The following is a 19,481-nucleotide window of genomic DNA, read 5'->3' on the forward strand; positions in this document are numbered from 1 at the left end:
AAGTGAAGGAATAGAATGTCGGAGACCTATGACGTCGTCGTGATCGGGGCCGGTCCGGGGGGCTACGTGTCCGCGATCCGGGCCGCCCAGCTCGGACTCAGGACCGCCTGCGTCGAGAGCGGCTCGTACGAGGGCGGGCTCGGCGGCACCTGCCTCAACTGGGGCTGCATCCCCGCCAAGGCCTTGCTCGAGAGCGCGGCGCTCGCGCACAACCTCCAGCACCACGGCGCCCGCATGGGCGTGAAGCCCATCCAGGTGGAATACGACTTCCCGGCGGCCGTGAAGCGGAGCCGCATCATCACGCGGAAGCTCACCGCCGGCGTGAAGTACCTGCTCGGAAAGAACAAGGTCGACATCGTGGAGGGCCGCGGGCGGCTGGCGGGGCCCGGCCGGGTCGCCGTGGATTCGGACAGCGGCGACCGGGAACTCGCGACCCGGAACGTCATCCTCGCGACGGGTTCCGTGATGAAGACTTTCCCCGGCTTCGAACTCGACGGCGAGAGGGTGATCGGGAGCCGCGAAGCGCTCGGACTCAAGGAGTTGCCGGGGCGGATGGCCATCGTCGGGGCCGGCTTCGTGGGGGTCGAATTCGCCGACGTGTTCAACGCCTTCGGGGTCGAAGTCACGCTCATCGAGGCGCTCGACACGCTGGTCCCGCTCGAGGACCCGGAGATCGGCAAGACGCTCGAGCGGTCGTTCCGGAAGCGGGGCATCCGCAACCTCGTGAACACGCGGGTGAAGCAACTGGACCGCGACGCGAGCCCGATGGTGCTTACGGTCGTGAACCCGGACGGCAGCGAGACCGCCGAGGAGACCGACCTCGTCCTGATGGCCGTGGGACGGCGACCCGTGACGGACCACCTCGGTCTCGAGGAGAACGGGGTCGCGCTCGAGGACGGCTTCATCAGGATCGACGAATGGTGCCGGACGAGCGCGGAGGGGGTCTACGCGATCGGTGATGTCGCGGGGCAGCCCATGCTCGCGCACGTCGGATCGCACGAGGGCATCATCGCCGCCGAGCACATCGCGGGCGTGGCCAAACACCCCATGACGTACGGCAACATCCCCTCCGTCGGGTACTGCCACCCCGAAGTGGCCTCGATCGGCATGTCCCGGGCGCAGGCGGAGGAGGCGGGGCACGAGGTGGTGACGGGCAAATATCCGCTCGGGGCGCACGGGCGCGCGCTCACCGCCGAATCCGCCGACGGCTTCGTGAAGATCGTGGCGGACGCGAAGTACGGCGAGGTGCTGGGCGTCCACATGATCGGGCACAACGTGAGCGAACTCGTGGCGGAGGTGGGCATGGCGCGCGAACTCGAGGCCACCCTGGACGAGATCGTCTCGCACGCGCACGCGCACCCCAGCATGGCGGAGGCCGTGATGGAGGCCGCCTTCGCCGCCCTGGGCCGCGCGATCCACATGTAGGCAGCCGGAGAATCCGGTGGAAAGTCCGGTGAGCGGGGGGCGCGAACTGCGGGTGGTCGACCTCGGGCGCCGCGAATACCGCGAAGTCCTCGAGTTGCAGCGCGCCGTGGCCCGCTGGCGGCGCGCCACCCCGCCGGACCACGATCTCCTGCTCCTCGTCGAGCACCTCCCCGTGATCACGCTCGGACGGGGCACGGAGCCCGGCCACCTCCCGGCGGACGAGGCATGGCTGAGGGGCCGCGGTCTCGACGTGGTCGAGATCGAGCGCGGCGGCGACGTGACCTATCACGGCCCCGGCCAGCTCGTGGGCTACCCGATCCTCGACCTCCGCGCCCACCGTCGCGACCTGCACTGGTATCTGCGGCGTATCGAGGAGGTGCTGCTTCGCGTGCTCGCGGAATGCGGGCTGCCCGCCTTCCGGGTCGAATCCTACACGGGGGTGTGGACGGGCACCGCTCCCGACGGCGTGCTGGCCGAGGCCGAGGCCGACGGCTTCCGCACCGTCGGGGCGGGGCATGCCGAGCCGCTCCTCCGCGAAGGGGCCATCCGCAAGGTGGCCTCGATCGGGGTGCACGCGAGCCGCTGGATTACCTGGCACGGCTTCGCGCTCAACGTCACGCCCGAACCGCTCGAGAACTTCCGGGGGATCGTGGCCTGCGGCATCCGCGGGGTCGAGATGACGAGCCTCGCATCGGAGGGCGCCCCCCTCACGCTCGAGGAGGCGGGGGAGGCGGTCGCGCGGGCCTTCCCGGTCGCGTTCCCGAGCCTCGCGTCGCCAGGGGCGCCGGAAGTCGCCCTTCGCGCCCGGTAGGGGCGCTTTCGATGGATGACGGACGGATTGCCTGAGCCGCGCTTCCACCCGACGTTGTGGCCCGTCTGTCGCCGACGGAGGCGACCCGACCGCCTGCCATGAACCACCATACAGGATGATGAAATCGAGATGATGATTCTGGGGATCCTGCTGATCTGTACCGTGGTCGTGGCGCTGATGCTCGGCTACCTGGCGAAGATGTCGTTCAGGGAACGCGTCCTGCAGACCGCCGCCATGCTCGCCGCGGCGTTTGTCTTCTACGGCCTCGCGCGCCTGGTCGAGTCCGCCGCCCACTAGCCGGCAGCCCGGAGCAGGCCGACGAGACTACGTCTTCAGCCGGAGGCCTCCTGGTTGGCCTGTCGCTTCCGGCGGTAGTGGCCGATCTCACGGAATGCGAAGACCAGGACCAGCACGAGGCTGACCAGCGCCGCGCCCAGGCCGATCAGGAGGCCGGGCAGGGACAGCAGGAGGGCCGGGCCATCCGGGAACCCGTCCCGGTCTATCGCTTCGCTCAAGGTGTTGGTGACGGAGTCGACGGCCCAGAACCCCCACGGCAGGAACCACAGCCGCCACCACTTGTGGGAGGGATCCGTGGCACCGGCTTCCGTCAGCAGGCGACGCCCCCAGCCAGCCCACGCCAGCGCGCCGATCCCCACCAACACGACACTCAGCGCCGAGAACAACCCGACCTCCCACGGCGAGCGCTCCCCCAGCATCCAACCCACCCACTCCGAAAGGGTCGTCAGAACCAGCGCGACGAGTGCGACCAGGAGGACTTGCGTACGGGTGCTCATTGTCTCGCTCCTGTATTGGAGGTTGGATCCGCAGGGCCGGCGGCGGCCGTCGGGCCTGTGTCGTCGGGGCCGTGTACGATCTTCGAGCCCTGCCAGGCGGCGACGCCGATCATGAGGGTGGCGAATACCCCCACGAGCAGCACGAAATGCCGCAGCCGGCGGTCGTCGCGCTCGTGGAGGGCGAAGGCGGCGAGAGCGCCGGCCGTAAAGGCCGGGACGGCGGCCCAGGTGGCCCAGAAACGGTGCGTCTGCACGATCCCCGGGCTCACGAAGGTGCGCTCGGTCACGACATCCGCCGCCGCGAGCCCGGTCAGGTAGGCGGGGGCCACGAACGCGCCGGCGATGACGAGCGCGACGAGTCCCCAGAACTCGAGCGGCTCCCGGTCGCGTACCCACCCGTACAGCCCGACCATGGCCCCGCTCGCCGTGAGGACGATGGGGAAGGAGTGGGAGACGAGGTGCAGGTGTTCCCAGGTCACAACGGCCGGCCGGGGTTCCGACGAGATTCTCGAGGTGAAATCCGGCTCGAAGTTCGACTCCGCGTCATCTTGACATGTCCTCCGTGCCCACTAGAATACCGCTTCCCTGCTCAGCCCCCTTCGTCTAGTGGCCCAGGATACCTGGTTCTCAGCCAGGAGACAGGGGTTCGATTCCCCTAGGGGGTATGAACCGCCGCCGGTCCCCGCGCCGGCGGCATTCTTTTTCTTGGCCCGCTGATCCCGCGACGGGTCCGGCGTGGCGACGCCCCCGGCGTCGGCCGCTAGAAGGCGACCTGCGCGAGGAAGCTGAACCGGCCGTCCGCCAGCGTGGCCGCGTCGGGCGAGCCCCCGAGCGCGGTCGCGTACTGGAGGCCGAACTTCGCGTAGTATCCCGGATACACGTTCATTCCGAACACCATGAACTCCCGGTCGGCACCGAGGGCAGGCTGGAAAGCGTCGTAGCGCACGACGCCTTCGAGCGCGCCCCAGGCGCGGTAGCCGAGTTCCAGGTAGCCGCCGTACGCCTCGGTGTCCGCCGCGCCCTCACCCAGGCCGGGCGCGAGTTCGTAGTCGGCCCGGAGGTATTCCCCCGTCAGCCCCCACCCCCGGTAGGTGGCCTGGACGTCCGCGCTCCAGAACACGCGCTCCCCCGCGAAGTCCGAGGTGATCCGGGGCGCGTTGGACGGGTCGCCGGTGACGATGCCCCGCCCGAGGGGCGCCGACGTATCGGAGGAGTAGCCGAGCGAGGCACCCGCCTGTAAGACGAAATCGTCGTAGAAGGAGATGGTGCCGATCGAGTTGAACTGGACCCGACTGGTGAACATGTAGTCGTCGCCGTCATTCACGACGGCGCGGCCGTTGCCGTTGAAGATGCCCGCCCCGTAGCTGAGCCGGCCGTCGAACGCGCTCCCGCTGCCCTGCAGGCCGACCTGCCGGCCGGGGCCGATCGCCGTCGAAGCCTGCGAACGGTCGAGGAAGGTGAGTTCGGCGCGGTGCTGGGTCGCCTCGAAGCCGAACAAGGGACGGAGCAGGCCGAGGCTCAGTTCCAGTTCGGGCATCAGGGGCAGCGTCGCGATCGCGTCGTGGATCTCGAACGCGTCGTCTTCCGGATCGTAGCGGGTCTGGAAATAGTAGTCGAAGACGATCCCGATCTTCCCGCTGACCTTGAGTCGGGCCTCCCAGAGACGGAAGCCGTCCGGTCCATCCGTCGAATCCGCGTGCGTGAGCACGCCGACGCGCAGCAGGCCGCCGATGTCGACCGGGGGCGCCTCCTGTGCCGCCGCGCCCACCGGAAGTGCGCAACCCAACGCCACCAGCGTTCCTGCCCAAAGCCTCCGGATCATCGCCGCTCCTCGTCATTCCCCGGGTTGTCGTCGATATCGACGGGATCGAACTCCGCGTGGAGATACTGCCAAGCGCCCAGCCCGAGCACCGCATTGATCCAGAAATGCCCGACGATGGCGGGAAACAGGCTCCCCGTCCAGATGACGGTCGCGGCGAGCACCATGCCGAGGGTCGTCGCCCGGAGGACGCCGGCCAGCCGCTGGTATCCGTGGCCGAGGCCAAAGGACACGGACACGACCGCGGCCGCCAGCCAGGCATTCCCCGTCCACGCCGTGATCGCCCACAGGCCGAATCCCCGATAGGCGTACTCCTCACACGCCGCAGCGATCCCCGAGAGCATGAGGAAGCCCCGCTTCTCGGCGGCGGTCCGCGGCATGAGCAGGGTCACCGCCGCCGTCTCCCGCAGGCCGGCCAGGCGCGCGACCGCAGTGATCAACCACACGAGCGCCAGGCCGAGGACCGCGACCGCGAGTCCCCAGAGCGCGGCCGCGCCCGGGTCGTCGACCGTCCAGCCGAGCGCCGACGCCGGGACGTCCTGCCACGCCGCGACGCCGAGGGTCAGCAGGGCCAGGATGACGAGCGAAGCGCCCACCGACACGTAGAGCAGACGGCGATGCTTCGCCGCTTCGGCGAGGTTGGCGCCGCGGCGGACATCGAGCGCGGCCAGGGCGGGCATGCCGATCAGGAGCAGGAGGGCGTACGCCGCCGCGATCGGACTCAAGGTCTCGGGCATGCCGAGGGATACGGGCCGGAGCCGCGGGAGGCAACCGCGCCCCACCCCGGCTCCGGCCCCGTTGACACCACCCCGAAGTTCGGGGACGTTCCCCGCCACGGCGGCGGGGGGCGATCGGTAGCTTCGCCCTCACTCGAACTCGATGAACCACCGCGGGGACGGATGGCGCTCGACATCGCGATCGCGCAGTTCAGGCCGGTCAAGGGGGATCTCGAGGCGACACTCGACGGTTGCGCGGGGATGATCGAGCACGCCCTCCGCCGGGCACCGCGCCCCCGCCTCGTCGTGTTCCCCGAGACCGCGCTCAGCGGCTACTTCCTCGAGGGCGGCGTCCGCGAGCACGCGCTGCCGGCCCCGGACCTCCTCGCGAGAATCAACGCTCGCGTCGGCGCGGAAGCGGCCGGCCTCGACCTCGCGATCGGCTTCTTCGAGCGGGACGCGGGGTGCATCTACAACGCGGCCATGTACGCGACGCTCGGCCCCGGGGGCGGGGTCCGGCACGTCCACCGGAAGGTGTTCCTGCCGACCTACGGGGTGTTCCAGGAGGAACGGTTCGTGGAGGCGGGTCCCGGTGTCGAGGCGTTCGACGGGCCGCTGGGCCGCACCGCCCTGCTGATCTGCGAGGACGGGTTCCATTCGATCTCCGGGACGCTCGCCGCCCTCGACGGGGCCGCCATGATCCTCATCCTCAGCGCCTCGCCCGCCCGCGGGGTCGCGCCCGGGGCCGGCGTGCCCGGCAACCTCGTGCGCTGGGACACCCTGGCGAGCGGCATCGCGGCCGAGCACGGCCTGTTCGTCATCGTGTCGCAGTTGGTGGGCTTCGAGGGCGGGAAGGGGTTCCCGGGCGGATCCGCGGCCTACGACCCCCGCGGACACCGGCTGGTCGCGGGGCCGCTGTGGGAGGAGGCGCTGCTTCCGGTGCGGATCGATTTCGCCGAGATGGCGCGGGCGCGCACCGAGGAGCCCTTGTTCGCGGACCTCGAACGATCCTGGACCCGCCTCCTCGTCAACAGCCCGGGCTCGGGCGTCCGCCGGCCCGCCGCCGACGTCGAATGAGCGAGGGGTGGCCGTCGGCCGCCGTCCCCGAGGCCCTCGCGCCGGACCCCGCCGACTCGCGGGCACTCGACCTTGACGTCGACCTCGTGCGCGGCTGGCTGGTCGAGTTCCTGCGCCACGAGATCGAGCGCCGCCGCGGCTTTCGCCGGGTCGTCATCGGGTTGTCGGGAGGCGTGGATTCCGCCCTCACGACGGCGCTGTGCGCGGAAGCGCTCGGCCCGGAGGCGGTGCTCGCCCTCCTCCTGCCCTACCGCACCTCGAGCCCCCGGAGCCGCGAGGACGCGCTCCTCGTGGCCCGGAAGTTCGGGGTCCCCACGCGCACGATCGAGATCACGAAGGCGGTCGCCGGATACCTCGAGAATTTCGAGCCCGAGGCGGGGAGTCACCGAAGGGGGAACGTGGCGGCGCGCCAGCGCATGATCGTCCTCTTCGACCAGGCCTTCAAGCTCTCCGCCCTCCCCGTCGGCACCGGGAACAAGTCGGAGCGGCTGCTCGGCTACTACACGTGGCATGCGGACGATTCTCCTCCGGTGAACCCGCTCGGAGACCTGTTCAAGGGCCAGGTGTGGGCGCTCGCGCGGGCGGTGGGGGTACCCGCCGAGGTCGTGGACAAGCCGGCCACGGCCGACCTCATCCGCGGACAGACGGACGAGCAGGATCTGGGGATCACCTACCCCGAGGCGGACCTCATCCTGCACCACCTGATCTCGGGGCGCGCCCCCGAGGAATTGATTGAGGCGGGATTCGAGCGGGAGAAGGTGGAGATCGTGGCGGGACGCCTCGCGCGCACCCACTGGAAGCGCCACCTGCCCACGGTCGCCATGCTCTCCGCGACCGCGATCGGCGAGTCGTACCTGCGTCCGGTGGACTACTGACGGCGTTTACGTCCGCACCGTAGGCGACTCAACTCGCACACACCCCCCGGTCAGCGCGGAAAGCGGTCGGACCACCGTCGCCACTGCGACCGGCGGTCGCTCACGAGGTTGGGCCCCCGGCGCGAAGAACGTCGAGGAGCAACTTGGCGGATGGTGCGACCGACTCGACACGAGACGGATCGATCCTGCCAAGGATCTCGAAGCTGTCCGATCCCTTCCGATAGGGCTTTTTCTTCGTCTTCAGACTCCTGGTGGCACGGGCAAGGCCGCGCAGAACATCAGCCTTGCGGACCTGTTCAAGGCGGGGGTTGGGGGGGAGCGCGCTTGGCTGGAATCCTTGCCCGTAGAACGATTCCAAGGCCGACCTGTCCGCCAGGAACCATGACTCCATGACCTGGACCATGAGGTGACAGTGATCGTTGCTGGCCCCGTCTGGGCGGTCCCAACCGTCCCCGACCCGATTGCGAAGGTGCTCCCAGGAGCTTCCCGCCGTAAACGGATCTTCTGCATCCACGAGAAGTATCGGGACTTCACCCCCGTTTTTGAGTGCCGTCTTGAAGTCGTCGTAGGCGTTCCGGCGGTCGCCGCAGGCCCTAATGCGCGGCATCCGGCCCGCAAGGCCCGCCTTCTCGAAGAACTTTCGGAAGCCTCTCTTACAATCGGTCGTGAGCGCCTTGGAGTCCCCGCCACCCTCCACGTAAAGCTTGATGCTCACCAACGAGTCCCTCCGATTTCTCCCCGCAGCCACAGCTCTCCGAGGCGATACTTGTCGAGCCAAGGTTCAAGTCTCTCGGAGCTGAGGCGCTCCAGTTGCGTGCAACCGCGGACCTTCTCGCAGACGACGATCGACTCGGGCGTTTCGGTGAGCGCATCGACCAGTATGTCCGAGTGGGTGGTCACGATGAGTTGTGTACGGCTGCTCGCGTCGAGCAGGAGCGTCGCCAGCTGCGAATGGATGTCCGGGTGCAATCCCAGTTCCGGCTCCTCTATGGCGATTAAGGGCGGCGGCTTCGGATCGACCAGAATGGCCAACAGACAAAGAAAGCGTAGCGTCCCATCGGAAATGCGGCGCGCCGGAATGGACAAGTCGCCCTCGGTAAGATAGAGGGTCAGCACTCCACCTTCCGGAACGACTTCGAAGTCGTTGAGTCCGGGGCTCAGTTCACGGATCAGCTCGAGCAGCCGGCGCTTGACAAGAGGGTCTCGTTTGAGCACGGCGAGGCGCGCGGGAAGGTTATCGAAGTTCTCGGACAGATAATCCGCCCTCACGCTCGGCGAGCAAGCCTCCCTGACGGTGGCGTCTGGACCAAACTGCCAGCGCCGGTAGATTCGGATCCGCTCCAGTGCGTCCGTCAGCCGACCCAGCTCCGGATACTCCTCAGGATCCCTTCGCTGGGATAGAATGGACTGGGTCATGTCCAGGGTTTCTCGTCGAAGCTCGCGTTGGCTACCCCGGCCGCGGTCGCGCACGTTCAGCATCGGGCGACCGTGCTCGTACCCGAAGTAGAAGTATGGCTTCTCCTTGTCGGAGGGCCGATCGGCGTTCTCCAGCCGCTCGTCCAACACTACGAACGAATCGCCTTGGGCCCCGAAGACCAGCCGATATCGGACAGCCGGGTTCGTGTGATGCCGGGCGATCCGGCCTTCGGTGAACACCAACTCGATGCGGGCGGACTGCGCATTCTCTTGGGAAGCAGTCTCCGTGCTCGAGGGATCGGGTCTCCAGAGCCAATCCCGTACGCTGCGACCGCCCTCGCGGATCGGCTGGGGAAGGTCTCTCGGGACGGCGCGCAGCACAGCCACGGCTTCAACCAGATTGGACTTCCCGGACCCATTCGGCCCGATGACAACATTCAACGGCTCCAAGCGGATGTCCGTAGCGTCCCCAAATGAGAGAAAGCCCTCAACGGTCATCGCTGTTAGAAGGGGGTTATACGGCTCGGCCATGTGCGTCTCCGTTCTTCGGAGGGATCATGGGCCACGAAGATGGCGCACCTTGCCAGAACTTGCTACCAAGCGAGGGAGGAAGCTGATGCCCCTTGGACGGCGGATCGGTTGCGGGGGGCTGGGGGTTGGGGTAGCGACCTACGGCTCGTAGTAGCGGAAGATCTTCATCTCGCCGTCCAGGTCGAGCACGTCCTTGAAGAGCTGCTGCGGCGGAAGGAGTTCGCCGTCGCGCCGGAGGGTGACCCAGCAGTCGGTGTGCACGACGAAGCTCTCGAACGCCTCCACGGGTCCGCGGCACTCCGCGTCGACGAACCTCAGCCTCCGGTCCTCGTACACGCCGAAGAGGTCGGAGAGGGCGGCGCGGTTGCGCGTCCAGATGTTCTTCCACGCGAGGTCCGCCGGGTAGTTCACTTCAGGCGCGGAAGCCGGGAGTTCGGGCCACACCATCTCGTTGTGCTCGACCTCGGTGAGACGGACGGACTCGAGCCTGAGGGTATCGGCCGCGGCCAGCCCGACGAGGACCGTGGTCGCCAGTTCCGCGAGGGAACCGGCGGATCCGGGCAGTCTCTGCCCTCCGCCAGGCGAAGCATCCACGCAGGATCCGGAAAGGATCGGAAGCAGACCCGATACGAGGACGAGGCTGGTGCGGCGCACCCACGCGTCGTTGCTCTGCAAGTGCCGGCTAGCCCTGGTCCTGGGTGGTCCAGCCTTCGATCCACTGCGGCATGCCCGGCGCGAAGGCGCCGATGTAGTCGACCGCCTCGAAGAAGTCGCTGCCCGGCGGCGGCTCGGCGTAGCCGTCCGTCAGCGGTGAACCGGCGGCCGGACGGAAGTCGGGCATTCGGAGATTGAACGGATCCACAAGCAGCGGGTCGACGCTAGCCACGTTCCCCCAGCCATCGGTGTTCCAGAGTGCCTCCTCGTCGATGGGGGCGTCGCTTTCGTCGCCGTCGTCGGACTCGAACATCCCGTCTTCCTGGCCGAAAACGTAGCTGTTCCGGATCTGGACCCGGGCGGCCGTCTCCTGCTGGTCGACGTCGAAGCCCTTTTCGAAGCCGAGGAGCACGACGTTGTACACCCTGCCGGCGGTGCCGCGGCGAAAGATGATCCCGCGGCTACTCTCGCCTGCGGAACCCGTCCCGGCCTCCTTCCCGACGAGCGTGACGTTGTAGATGTCGGGGTCGGTGAACGGCTCGGCGTCGAAGTTCTCCTCGTTCCCGTCGACCTCGAAGCCGTTGTCGGCGTCGTGGGGATCCTGCTGCGCGGCCCAGAACTGCCCGCGGCCCTGCCAGCCCGACGAGTAGTCGAACGAGTCATCCGAGCCGTGGTGCGACTGGATGTGATCGAGTTGCGTGCCGGATCCGACGCCGTTCAGCGTGAGTCCGTTGAGCTCGTTTCCAAAGCTGACCTCGAGCCCGCCCCAGTCGCCGCGACGGCGGGAACCTTCGGGGTTCGAACTCGTGAACACGATCGGCTCCTGCGCCGTACCCCGGGCGACCAGTCGGCCACCCTGCCGGACGATGAGGGCGGACCCCGTGAAGTTCACGTCGCCCAGAAGGAGCGTCCCGGCCGGGATCGTAAGCGTCGCCCCGGCTTCGACGATCGTGGTCCCCTGAATGTGATATGTGAGATCTGGATCCAGCTCCATGGATTGCGTGATCGCACCGGACAGCGTCGCCGTCGCCGTCGGGTGCGGCGGCGGTGCGGGCGATACGGGGTCGTCCCCTCGGGCCCGGCGATTCCGTCGTCCAGGATTCATCGTTTCGTCCCCTGGCGGTCCCCGACCGGCTGCCACGACAGGCTGAGCGAGAAGGCCCGCCCGGGCTGCCAGCCCCGGAGCAGGTCGCCGCCCTGCGTGAAGCGATAGTGGGCGGGGAGGAGGTTCGTGGCGCTGAGTTTGGCCGAGACTTGAGACCCGACGGCCTGCGCGAAGACGAGGTCGAACTGGCTGCGGCCTTCCTCGAAAACGCTCTCGAGGAACTGGCTGCCGACCTGGCTGATCCGGGGCCCGAAGCGGTTGAAGAGAAGTGTAACGGAGGTCCGCCCCGAGGAAGTGGCCCAGTTCGCGCCGGCGTTCACAACGTAGGGCGACTGCCCCTGCAGCCGGCGCTCCTGGCTCACGACATCGATTTCGAGCGGCCCCGAACCGGGGACGAAGATCTGCGCCACGGCGCCCGTCTCGACCTCGGAGTCGACGAGCGTGCCCGAGGTTGTTCGCGGTCCCCGCATTCACCCAGCTCTTGATGAACTCGCTGCTCGGGAACACGACCTCTCCTCGATCGGGTCCTTGAACTTCTTGTAGAAGCCGCTCACCGCGATCACCGCGCCGGGCCGGGGGAACCACTCCCAGCGAAGGTCGAAATTCGTGATCCGCGACCGCTGCAGCACCGGATTTCCGACGACCAGGTAGCCGCCCGCGAAATCGGCGAACGAGAATGGGGCGAGTTCGCGGAACTCGGGCCGCGCCAGCGTGCGGGAGGCGGCGGCGCGAATGTTGACGAGGTCGCTGGCCGCCCAGGTGATGGTGGCGCCGGGCACGAAATCCGTGTTGTCCAGTGCCGCGCCGGCTAGCGGCGCGACGGCCTGTTTGCTGCGCTCGATGCGGGCTCCGCCGGCGAAGCGGAGACGCGGCAGCAGTTCGACATCGGCCATCACGTAGGCGCCGGTCGTGGTCTGGTCGGCCACGTAGTTGTCCGGCCGGAACGTCGCCTCCTGGATTTCGAACTGCCCCGGACCCGGCCCGATATTCTCCGGCGTGAAGATGGCGTCGGGTGACGCGGCCTTGACCTCGTCGGGGATCGAGCGGTTGGGGAGGAACCGGAAGCGACGGCTGAGGACGTCGCGGTCACGGCTCAGGCTCGACGCGCCGACCTCGATCGTGCCCGCCTGGCCGTTAACGCGGATGGGGAACTGCACGTCGAGGTTGAGGTTGATCGCGTCTTCCGTCAGATCCTGATGGAAGATGCTGCCGCTCTGGATGAAGTTGTCCCACGGGAAGACGCCGCCGGACTCCCGGTAGAGCACCTCGCGCGTGTTCGGTTCGTAGCGGCCGGCCCGGGAGTATGCGCCCTTCCACTCCACCGTCGTCCCGCCGAACGCGTTGAAGTAGTGCTTGCCGCTCAGGCGGCCCTGGACGAGAGAGTTCTCGACGTACTGGATCCGGGTGTTCCTCTGGTCCGTGTTCGAGTCGAGGTTGAACCCCAGGAGAAGGAGCGCGGGGAGCGCGCCCAGGCCCGGGCGGAACCGCCGCCCCCTCGGGACGAGTCTGTTGCCCTGAAAGGGTCATGGGATTCGATCCTCCGGAGGATACCGATACGTCAGGGCCTGCTATCGGCGCGAAGAATAGGCGGGACCCGTAACGGCCCCGGACATGTAACGTCACGGGTCGGTCACGAGTCCGGGATGCGATCGTCACGGGGGACGGCGAGATTGGCGGCGACGCCCCCGGCACGTGGAGATCCGCGGAGGAGTCGCATTCACGAGATGGTTACGGATGTGTTACGATCACGCCTGCAGGCGTGACCCAGGATTCCCGGGGGCCGGGTCCGTTCTGATCGGACGAATCCTCTCAAAGCGCGAGTTCTGAAGCCGAGGGTGACGATGCCGAACGCACAGATCCTCGTCGTGGACGACGAACCGGATATCCTCAGCGTCCTCGTGTACCACCTGAGCCGCGAAGGATACAGCGTGACCACGGCGGTGAACGGGCAGGGCGCGTTGACGACGGCCCAGGCGGAGCGCCCCGACCTCATCATCCTCGATCTCATGCTCCCGGGGATGGACGGATACGAGGTCCTGCAGCGTCTCCGTAAGGCCGATCGTACGGAATCGATTCCGGTGATCCTGCTCACGGCCCGGAGAGAAGAGGAGGAGCGGGTCAAGGGGTTCGAGGTCGGCGCCGACGATTACATCACGAAGCCGTTCAGCGCGCGCGAACTCACGCTGCGGGTCGAGGCGCTGTTACGCCGCTCGAAGGCGGAACCGGTGTCCACGTCGCGGAGGATCTCGGTGGGGCCGGTCGAAATCGACCGCGAGGCGCATCGGACTTTCTCGGAGGGTTTCGAGGTCGATCTGACGCCGCTCGAGTACCGGCTGCTCGAAGTTCTGCTCGAGCGCCGGGGCCGTGTGCAGAGTCGCCGGCAGTTGCTCCAGGCCGTGTGGGACACCAACGCGGCGATCGAGACGCGAACCGTCGACATGCACGTCGCTCGCCTGCGGACGAAGCTCGGCGGCGCCGCCGACCTGATCGAGACGGTTCGCGGGATCGGCTACCGGTTCCGGGCCCTCGGCAAGTAGCTCGAGCCAGGTAGCGGGGGGTCGGCCGCCGCGTCTCCGGACGCGGGCGCCGCCCGCTGGACTCGTGCGATCGGTGGACGGAAGGTGAGACTCGCAAATCGCTTCTTCCTCGTCGCCGCCGCCGTGCTCGTGGTGGCGTACGCCGCGGCGACGTTGCTGCTCCGGCTCGACGTGGCCGACTTCGCGCTCGAGCTCTCGGTGCTGGGGGCGATCCTCCTCCTGTTGTGGCCGGCCTCGTGGCTCGTGGCGCGGAGGATCGAAGTGGAGCTTGGACGGGCGCGCGCGGCGGTGGACCGCATCGCCGCGGGCGGCCCGACTCCGTCCATCGATCCGCCGATCGGGCCCACGGGTTCGGGCTCGGCCGGCCCGCTGGACCGAGCGATCGACCGCATGGCGGAGCGGGTGCGGGACCGCGTCTCTACCTCGGAACGCGAGTCGAGCGACCTGCGCGTCCTCTTCGATGGGCTCGAGGACGGCCTCGCCTTCATCGATGCGGATGGACTCGTCAGCCTCTGCAACCCGGCCTTCGCAAGGTGGGCGGGGCGTGACGTCTCGCCGGGCCTTCGCGTCGGCACGCTCTTCCGGACCCCCCGAATCGCCGAGGCGGTGAGCGCGGCGCAGCGGGGGGAACCCACCACCGCCGAGGTCGAACTCGGCGAGCATACGGTGCTCATGTCGGCCCGGTCCCACCGCTCGGGGGCGCTCATCGTACTCCGCGATCTCACGGTCATGCGCCGGCTCGAGGGGGTGCGACGCGACTTCGTCGCCAACGTGTCACACGAACTCAAGACCCCGCTGACGAGCGTCGTCGGATTCGCGGAGGCGCTCGCGGAGGGAGGGCTCGGCCCCGAGCATTCCCGGGATTTTGCCGAACGCATCCTCGCCAACGCCACCCGGATGCGGCACCTGGTGGAGGATCTCCTCGACCTCTCCCTCCTCGAATCGGGGAGCTGGAGCCCCGAACCCGAGCCGGTCTCGGTGGGGGCGGCGGCCTCCGAGGTGTGGGAGACGCTGTCTCCGGAGGTGCGACCGCCCGGGGCGGAACTGCGCGTGCTCGGGACGCGCGAACCGGCCCGGGTGGACCCGGATGCGATCCGCCAGGTTCTCCGCAATCTCCTCGACAACGCGGTGCGCTACAGCGATGACGACCCGGTGATCACGGTGCGGATCCAGCCGAACGAGCGCTTCCAGCGCATCCAGGTCACGGACCGCGGACCGGGAATCCCCGCGGTGCACGTCGAGCGCGTGTTCGAGCGCTTCTACAGGATCGACCCGGCGCGCTCGCGGGCGCGCGGCGGGACCGGACTCGGACTCGCCATCGTGAAGCACTTCGTGGAGGCGCACGGCGGCGCGGTGGGGATCGAGAGCGCGCTCGGCCGCGGGACGACGATCTGGTTCACCGTGCCGGTCGCGACGCCGTTCCTCGGCGAGGAGACGGCCGGTGTCCCGGCCTGAGCGCGCGTCCGCGGTAGTGGGAGCCGCGATGCTCGTGGCGCTTTCGTCCCCGGCTTGTCGGGGAGGCGGGGACGGAGACGGCCTGTCCGGCCTCATCGAACTCGACGGATCCAGCACCGTGTTCTCCATCAGCCAGGCGATGGCCGAGGAGTTCCAGATCGCGCACGGTCGCGCGGTGCGGGTCTCGGTCGGGGTCTCCGGCACGGGCGGCGGATTCCAGCGGTTCTGCAACGGCGAGACGGAGATCAGCAACGCGTCGCGGCGAATCAACGCGAGCGAGGCGGCGGCCTGCGCGCGGGAGGGCATCACGCCGCTCGAACTGCAGATCGCATGGGATGGCCTCACGGTCGTCGTGCATCCGTCGAACGACTGGGTCGGCTGCATGACGGTGGAAGAACTCCGGCGCGTGTGGGCCCCGGGGTCCGGGCTCGCGCGCTGGAGCCACATCCGCCCCGATTGGCCGGACCACGAACTGAAGCTCTACGGACCCGACACGGACTCGGGCACCTTCGACTACTTCACCGCAGCCGTCATGGGTGAGGAGGGGGCGAGCCGCAACGACTATACGGCCAGCGCGGACGACCACGTCCTGGTTGCGGGCGTGAGCGGCGATCCGGGGGCACTCGGATACTTCGGCTACGTGTATTTCGAGGAGAACCAGGAACAGCTGCGGGCGCTCGAGGTCGACGGAGGCGCCGGTTGCGTCGCACCGTCCCGGCGAACGATCGTGGACGGCACCTATACGCCGCTGGCTCGCCCCATGTTCATCTACATCCGCCGTGACGCACTCGAACGGCCGGAGGTCAGGGCCTTCGTCGGCTTCTACATCGACAACGCGGCCGCCCTGATACCGGAAACGGGACACGTCCCGCTTGCCCCGGAGGCCTATGCCGAAGTGCGAGCCCGGATCGACTAGCGGCACGCGGCGCGACGCCCGATGAGCCCCGCGACGGGCCCGGCGTCGAACGCGCCGCTCGCCCCCCGCCGGCACCAGGCGCGCAGGGAGCGGGTGGTCGGCGCACTGCTGTTCGCGTGCGGCGCCCTCTCCAGCCTGACGACCGTGGGGATCGTCGTCGTGCTCATCACCCAGTCGCTGGGCCTCTTCGCCGAAGTCTCTCCGCTGGAATTCCTGTTCGGTACGCGGTGGTCGCCCGACCTGGTGCCGAGATCGTTCGGCATCCTGCCGCTCGTGAACGGGACGCTGCTCGTCGCGGCCGGCGCGTCGCTCATCGCGCTTCCCGTCGGGCTCGCCACGGCGATCTACCTGAGCGAGTACGCGTCCCGGCGGACGAGGCGCATCGTCAAGCCCGCGCTCGAAATCCTCGCCGGGATTCCGACCGTGGTCTACGGCTACTTCGCCATCGTCTTCGTGACCCCCATCCTCCGCGCCCTCTTCCCCGCCGCCGGGGTCTTCAACGCGGGGAGCGCCGCCATCGTGGTCGGGATCATGATCCTCCCCATGGTGTCATCGCTGTCCGAGGACGCGCTGAGCGCGGTTCCCCGTTCGCTGCGCGAGGCCGCTTACGGGCTCGGGGCCACCCGGTTCGAGGTCTCGACGGGGATCGTGGTGCCGGCCGGGCTCTCGGGCATCCTCGCGAGCTTCATCCTCGCGATCTCCCGCGCGATCGCGGAAACGATGGTCGTGACGATGGCCGCGGGCGCCACGCCGAGGATGACGCTGGATCTGCTCCAGAGCGTCCAGACCATGACGGCCTACATCGTCCAGGTGAGCCTCGGCGACGCACCCTCGGGGACGATCGAATACCGGACCCTGTTCGCGGTGGCGCTCCTGCTCTTCCTCATCACCCTGGGCCTCAACCTGCTGAGCCAGCGGCTGACCGCCCGCTTCGCGGCGAGCTACCGTTGAGTTCCATCGCACCCCGAGGGGGACGGTTCGAGCCGCGCCTCGAAGCCCGCAGACGGACCGGAACCCGGTTCATGTGGTTGTGTCGGGTCGCGGTGGCGTTCGGGGTCGCGTCGCTCATCCTCGTCCTCGTCAACGTCGTCTCCGACGGCCTCGCGGTACTCTCGCCGGACTTCGTGGCCAGCTATCCCTCGCGCTTCCCGGAGCGCGCCGGGATCCGTTCCGCCATCCTCGGGAGCGCGTGGATGCTCGCGCTCGTCGCCGTGCTGACCTTCCCGCTCGGGGTCGGCGCAGCCCTCTATCTCGAGGAATACGCGCCACGGAACCGGTTCACGCGCTTTCTGCAGCTGAACATCGCGAACCTGGCCGGCGTGCCCTCCATCGTGTACGGGATCCTCGGCCTGGCGCTGTTCGTGCGCTTCCTCGCGCTGGAGCGGAGCCTCCTGGCCGGCGCCGCCACGTTGTCGCTCCTCGTCCTCCCGCTGGTCATCATCGCGGCGCAGGAGGCGATCCGCGCCGTCCCGGACGCACTCCGCTCGGCCTCCTACGCGCTGGGCGCCACGCGCTGGCAGACGATCCGGCATCATGTGCTGCCCGCCGCGATGCCGGGGATCCTCACCGGGACGATCCTCGGGTTGTCGCGGGCGGGGGGCGAGACGGCCCCGCTCATCATGATCGGGGCCCTGACGTTCATCGCGTTCGATCCGAGCTCGCCCATGGACCCCTTCACGGTCCTCCCGATCCAGATCTTCAACTGGACGACGGATCCGCGCGAGGCGTTCCATGCGCTCGCTGCCGGGGCCATAGTGGTACTGTTGAGCGTCCTGCTGCTGATGAACACGGTCGCGATCGTGATTCGAAACCGATACGAGAGAGATTCCTGAGTCCGTGATGGAGCGACCTTCGCCCGAACGCGAGCCGCTGGCGGTACCGTCGGGGGCGGTGCTCGAAACCATCGGGCTCGGCGTCCGCTACGGGGAGACGCAGGCGATTCGCGACATCTCGCTCCGGATCCCGGAGAAGCGGGTCGTGTCCTTCATCGGGCCGTCAGGTTGCGGGAAGACCACGCTGCTGCGCTGCTTCAATCGCATGAACGACCTCGTGCCGACGGCTCACGTCTCCGGCCGCGTCCTGTTCCGGGACCGGGACCTCTATGCCCCGGGCGTCGACCCCGCCGCCGTCCGGCGTTCGATCGGCATGGTGTTCCAGGAGCCGAACCCGTTCCCCAAATCCATCTTCGAGAACATCGCGTTCGGCCTGCGCATCAACGGCTTCCAGGACGACATGGCCGACCGGGTGGAGCAGTCGCTGCGCGCCGCCGCGCTGTGGGACGAGGTGAGTCACCGTCTGGATGCGGACGCCCTCTCGCTCTCCGGGGGACAGCGGCAGCGGCTGTGCATCGCGAGGGCTCTGGCGGTAGAGCCGGAGATCCTCCTCATGGACGAGCCGGCGAGGGCGCTCGACCCGATCGCGACCGGCCGCATCGAAGACCTGATCGGGGATCTGCGGCGGGACTACACGATCGTCATCGTGACCCATAATATGCAGCAGGCCGCGCGCATCAGCGACTATACGGCCTTCCTCTACATCGGCGAACTGGTCGAGTACAAGGAGACGCAGCGCTTGTTCACCAACCCGGAGGATGAGCGGACCGAGGCCTACATCACCGGCCGGCTCGGGTAGCGGGACGGGGCGGGAGCGGAATGTCCTTCAAGCAGTTCGACGACCGGCTGGATGAGGTCACGCGCCGTCTGCACGAGATGGCGCACGAGACCGAGCAGCTGGTGCGGCGGGCGGTCGCGATGGTTGGACAACCCACCGTTGACCCATCGCCGATCCGGGAAGCCGACGACGCCATCGACCGGGCCGAGGTGGAAGTCGAGGAGTCGACGGTCGAGATCCTCGCGCTGCATCACCCGGTCGCGCGCGACCTCCGCGTCCTCGTCGCGGTACTCAAGATCAACAACGACCTCGAGCGGATCGGCGACCACGCCGTGAACATCGCGGAGGCGGCGGCGCGGCTCACCACGGCCGAGAAGAAGGTCCCGATTCCGCCCGAACTCGACGACATGAGCCGCATGGCGCGGGAGATGCTGCGGGACGCGCTCGACGCGTTTGCGCACCGCAACGCGGACGACGCCCGCTCCGTGATCGCGCGCGACGATCGGCTGGACCAGCTCCAGGACTCCCTGTTCCGGGTGATGATCACGCACATGCCGGACTACAATCTCTCGGCATGCCTGCAGGTCATCCTCATCGGTCGGAACCTGGAGCGAATCGGGGACCTCGCGACGAACATCGGCGAGGACGTGGTCTACATGGTCCAGGGCATCACGATCCGGCATCAGGAAGGCGGGGCGGGCTAGCCGCCCATCACCAGCCCCGGATGCTTCGGGCGCCGG

Annotated in this window: 22 protein-coding genes and 1 tRNA gene; 13 read left to right on the plus strand and 10 right to left on the minus strand. The window is 68.5% G+C overall.

Features of this window, described 5'->3' with window-relative positions; translation table 11 throughout:
• The first annotated feature begins 15 nt into the window (after positions 1 to 15).
• The 3 genes from lpdA (at position 16) to ACOOHF_RS04280 (ending at position 2,533) form a co-directional block, all read left to right on the plus strand.
• Positions 16 to 1,425: a dihydrolipoyl dehydrogenase gene (gene lpdA, locus ACOOHF_RS04270; RefSeq protein WP_420463512.1), complete on the plus strand. Its 1,410-nt coding sequence runs from the start codon at positions 16 to 18 to the stop codon at positions 1,423 to 1,425.
• Positions 1,426 to 1,453: 28 nt separating this feature from the next.
• Positions 1,454 to 2,236, plus strand: a complete 783-nt coding sequence (gene lipB / locus ACOOHF_RS04275; protein ID WP_420463513.1) for a lipoyl(octanoyl) transferase LipB — start codon at positions 1,454 to 1,456, stop codon at positions 2,234 to 2,236.
• Between the two features lie 129 nt (positions 2,237 to 2,365).
• The gene (locus ACOOHF_RS04280) at positions 2,366 to 2,533 is read left to right on the plus strand and encodes a hypothetical protein (protein WP_420463514.1); all 168 of its coding nucleotides are present in this window, start codon (positions 2,366 to 2,368) and stop codon (positions 2,531 to 2,533) included.
• 35 nt (positions 2,534 to 2,568) lie between these two features.
• On the opposite strand, the gene ACOOHF_RS04285 is transcribed toward ACOOHF_RS04280, so the two are convergent.
• On the minus strand, positions 2,569 to 3,030 hold the full coding sequence (locus ACOOHF_RS04285) for a hypothetical protein (RefSeq protein ID WP_420463515.1): 462 nt from the start codon (positions 3,028 to 3,030) through the stop codon (positions 2,569 to 2,571).
• Positions 3,027 to 3,509 carry a hypothetical protein gene (locus ACOOHF_RS04290; protein WP_420463516.1) on the minus strand — a complete coding sequence of 161 codons (483 nt, stop codon included), beginning with the start codon at positions 3,507 to 3,509 and terminating at the stop codon, positions 3,027 to 3,029. The genes ACOOHF_RS04285 and ACOOHF_RS04290 overlap by 4 nt, the downstream gene beginning before the upstream one ends.
• A gap of 113 nt (positions 3,510 to 3,622) precedes the next feature.
• On the opposite strand from ACOOHF_RS04290, the gene ACOOHF_RS04295 reads away from it, so the two are divergent.
• Positions 3,623 to 3,695 (plus strand) — tRNA-Glu (locus tag ACOOHF_RS04295).
• A gap of 95 nt (positions 3,696 to 3,790) precedes the next feature.
• Here the strand turns inward: ACOOHF_RS04295 and ACOOHF_RS04300 are convergent.
• Both ACOOHF_RS04300 and ACOOHF_RS04305 read right to left on the minus strand, forming a co-directional pair.
• Positions 3,791 to 4,852 (minus strand): porin, encoded by a 1,062-nt coding sequence (locus ACOOHF_RS04300; protein ID WP_420463517.1) that lies wholly within the window; start codon positions 4,850 to 4,852, stop codon positions 3,791 to 3,793.
• Entirely contained in the window at positions 4,849 to 5,574 is a 726-nt protein-coding gene (locus ACOOHF_RS04305) for a CPBP family intramembrane glutamic endopeptidase (RefSeq protein ID WP_420463518.1), read from the minus strand. The genes ACOOHF_RS04300 and ACOOHF_RS04305 overlap by 4 nt, the downstream gene beginning before the upstream one ends.
• Positions 5,575 to 5,748: 174 nt before the next feature.
• On the opposite strand from ACOOHF_RS04305, the gene ACOOHF_RS04310 reads away from it, so the two are divergent.
• On the plus strand, positions 5,749 to 6,642 hold the full coding sequence (locus ACOOHF_RS04310; protein WP_420463519.1) for a nitrilase-related carbon-nitrogen hydrolase: 894 nt from the start codon (positions 5,749 to 5,751) through the stop codon (positions 6,640 to 6,642).
• Complete coding sequence (locus ACOOHF_RS04315; RefSeq protein ID WP_419935983.1) at positions 6,639 to 7,517, plus strand: NAD+ synthase; 879 nt, start codon at positions 6,639 to 6,641, stop codon at positions 7,515 to 7,517. The genes ACOOHF_RS04310 and ACOOHF_RS04315 overlap by 4 nt, the downstream gene beginning before the upstream one ends.
• 100 nt (positions 7,518 to 7,617) lie before the next feature.
• On the opposite strand, the gene ACOOHF_RS04320 is transcribed toward ACOOHF_RS04315, so the two are convergent.
• The 6 genes from ACOOHF_RS04320 to ACOOHF_RS04345 form a co-directional block, all read right to left on the minus strand.
• A complete protein-coding gene (locus ACOOHF_RS04320; protein WP_420463520.1) occupies positions 7,618 to 8,232 on the minus strand; it encodes a DUF4276 family protein in 615 nt (204 codons plus the stop codon).
• Entirely contained in the window at positions 8,229 to 9,464 is a 1,236-nt protein-coding gene (locus ACOOHF_RS04325; protein ID WP_420463521.1) for an AAA family ATPase, read from the minus strand. Before ACOOHF_RS04325 ends, ACOOHF_RS04320 begins: the two co-directional genes overlap by 4 nt.
• Positions 9,465 to 9,602: 138 nt before the next feature.
• Positions 9,603 to 10,139, minus strand: coding sequence for a hypothetical protein (locus tag ACOOHF_RS04330; protein WP_420463522.1), 537 nt, complete (start codon positions 10,137 to 10,139; stop codon positions 9,603 to 9,605).
• Between the two features lie 7 nt (positions 10,140 to 10,146).
• Positions 10,147 to 11,223, minus strand: coding sequence for a hypothetical protein (locus ACOOHF_RS04335; RefSeq protein WP_420463523.1), 1,077 nt, complete (start codon positions 11,221 to 11,223; stop codon positions 10,147 to 10,149).
• On the minus strand, positions 11,220 to 11,693 hold the full coding sequence (locus tag ACOOHF_RS04340; protein WP_420463524.1) for a hypothetical protein: 474 nt from the start codon (positions 11,691 to 11,693) through the stop codon (positions 11,220 to 11,222). The genes ACOOHF_RS04335 and ACOOHF_RS04340 overlap by 4 nt, the downstream gene beginning before the upstream one ends.
• Positions 11,694 to 12,695, minus strand: coding sequence for a TonB-dependent receptor domain-containing protein (locus tag ACOOHF_RS04345; protein ID WP_420464331.1), 1,002 nt, complete (start codon positions 12,693 to 12,695; stop codon positions 11,694 to 11,696).
• Positions 12,696 to 13,064: 369 nt separating this feature from the next.
• Here ACOOHF_RS04345 and ACOOHF_RS04350 point away from each other — a divergent pair, with 369 nt between their 5' ends.
• The 7 genes from ACOOHF_RS04350 to phoU all read left to right on the plus strand — a co-directional run bounded on the left by ACOOHF_RS04350 (position 13,065) and on the right by phoU (position 19,445).
• Positions 13,065 to 13,760, plus strand: a complete 696-nt coding sequence (locus ACOOHF_RS04350) for a response regulator (RefSeq protein ID WP_420463525.1) — start codon at positions 13,065 to 13,067, stop codon at positions 13,758 to 13,760.
• 84 nt (positions 13,761 to 13,844) lie between these two features.
• Positions 13,845 to 15,215, plus strand: coding sequence for a sensor histidine kinase (locus tag ACOOHF_RS04355; protein WP_419935977.1), 1,371 nt, complete (start codon positions 13,845 to 13,847; stop codon positions 15,213 to 15,215).
• Positions 15,202 to 16,131, plus strand: coding sequence for a PstS family phosphate ABC transporter substrate-binding protein (locus tag ACOOHF_RS04360; protein WP_420463526.1), 930 nt, complete (start codon positions 15,202 to 15,204; stop codon positions 16,129 to 16,131). The genes ACOOHF_RS04355 and ACOOHF_RS04360 overlap by 14 nt, the downstream gene beginning before the upstream one ends.
• Before the next feature lie 21 nt (positions 16,132 to 16,152).
• Complete coding sequence (pstC, locus tag ACOOHF_RS04365) at positions 16,153 to 17,082, plus strand: phosphate ABC transporter permease subunit PstC (protein WP_420463527.1); 930 nt, start codon at positions 16,153 to 16,155, stop codon at positions 17,080 to 17,082.
• 71 nt (positions 17,083 to 17,153) lie between these two features.
• A complete protein-coding gene (gene pstA, locus ACOOHF_RS04370; RefSeq protein WP_419935974.1) occupies positions 17,154 to 17,963 on the plus strand; it encodes a phosphate ABC transporter permease PstA in 810 nt (269 codons plus the stop codon).
• Positions 17,964 to 17,970: 7 nt separating this feature from the next.
• The gene (gene pstB, locus ACOOHF_RS04375) at positions 17,971 to 18,762 is read left to right on the plus strand and encodes a phosphate ABC transporter ATP-binding protein PstB (protein ID WP_420463528.1); all 792 of its coding nucleotides are present in this window, start codon (positions 17,971 to 17,973) and stop codon (positions 18,760 to 18,762) included.
• A 20-nt stretch (positions 18,763 to 18,782) separates the two neighbouring features.
• Positions 18,783 to 19,445, plus strand: a complete 663-nt coding sequence (phoU, locus tag ACOOHF_RS04380; RefSeq protein WP_420463529.1) for a phosphate signaling complex protein PhoU — start codon at positions 18,783 to 18,785, stop codon at positions 19,443 to 19,445.
• The last annotated feature ends 36 nt before the right edge of the window (positions 19,446 to 19,481 follow it).

Source organism: Candidatus Palauibacter sp. (genome assembly GCF_965216145.1).
Lineage (GTDB): Bacteria > Gemmatimonadota > Gemmatimonadetes > Palauibacterales > Palauibacteraceae > Palauibacter.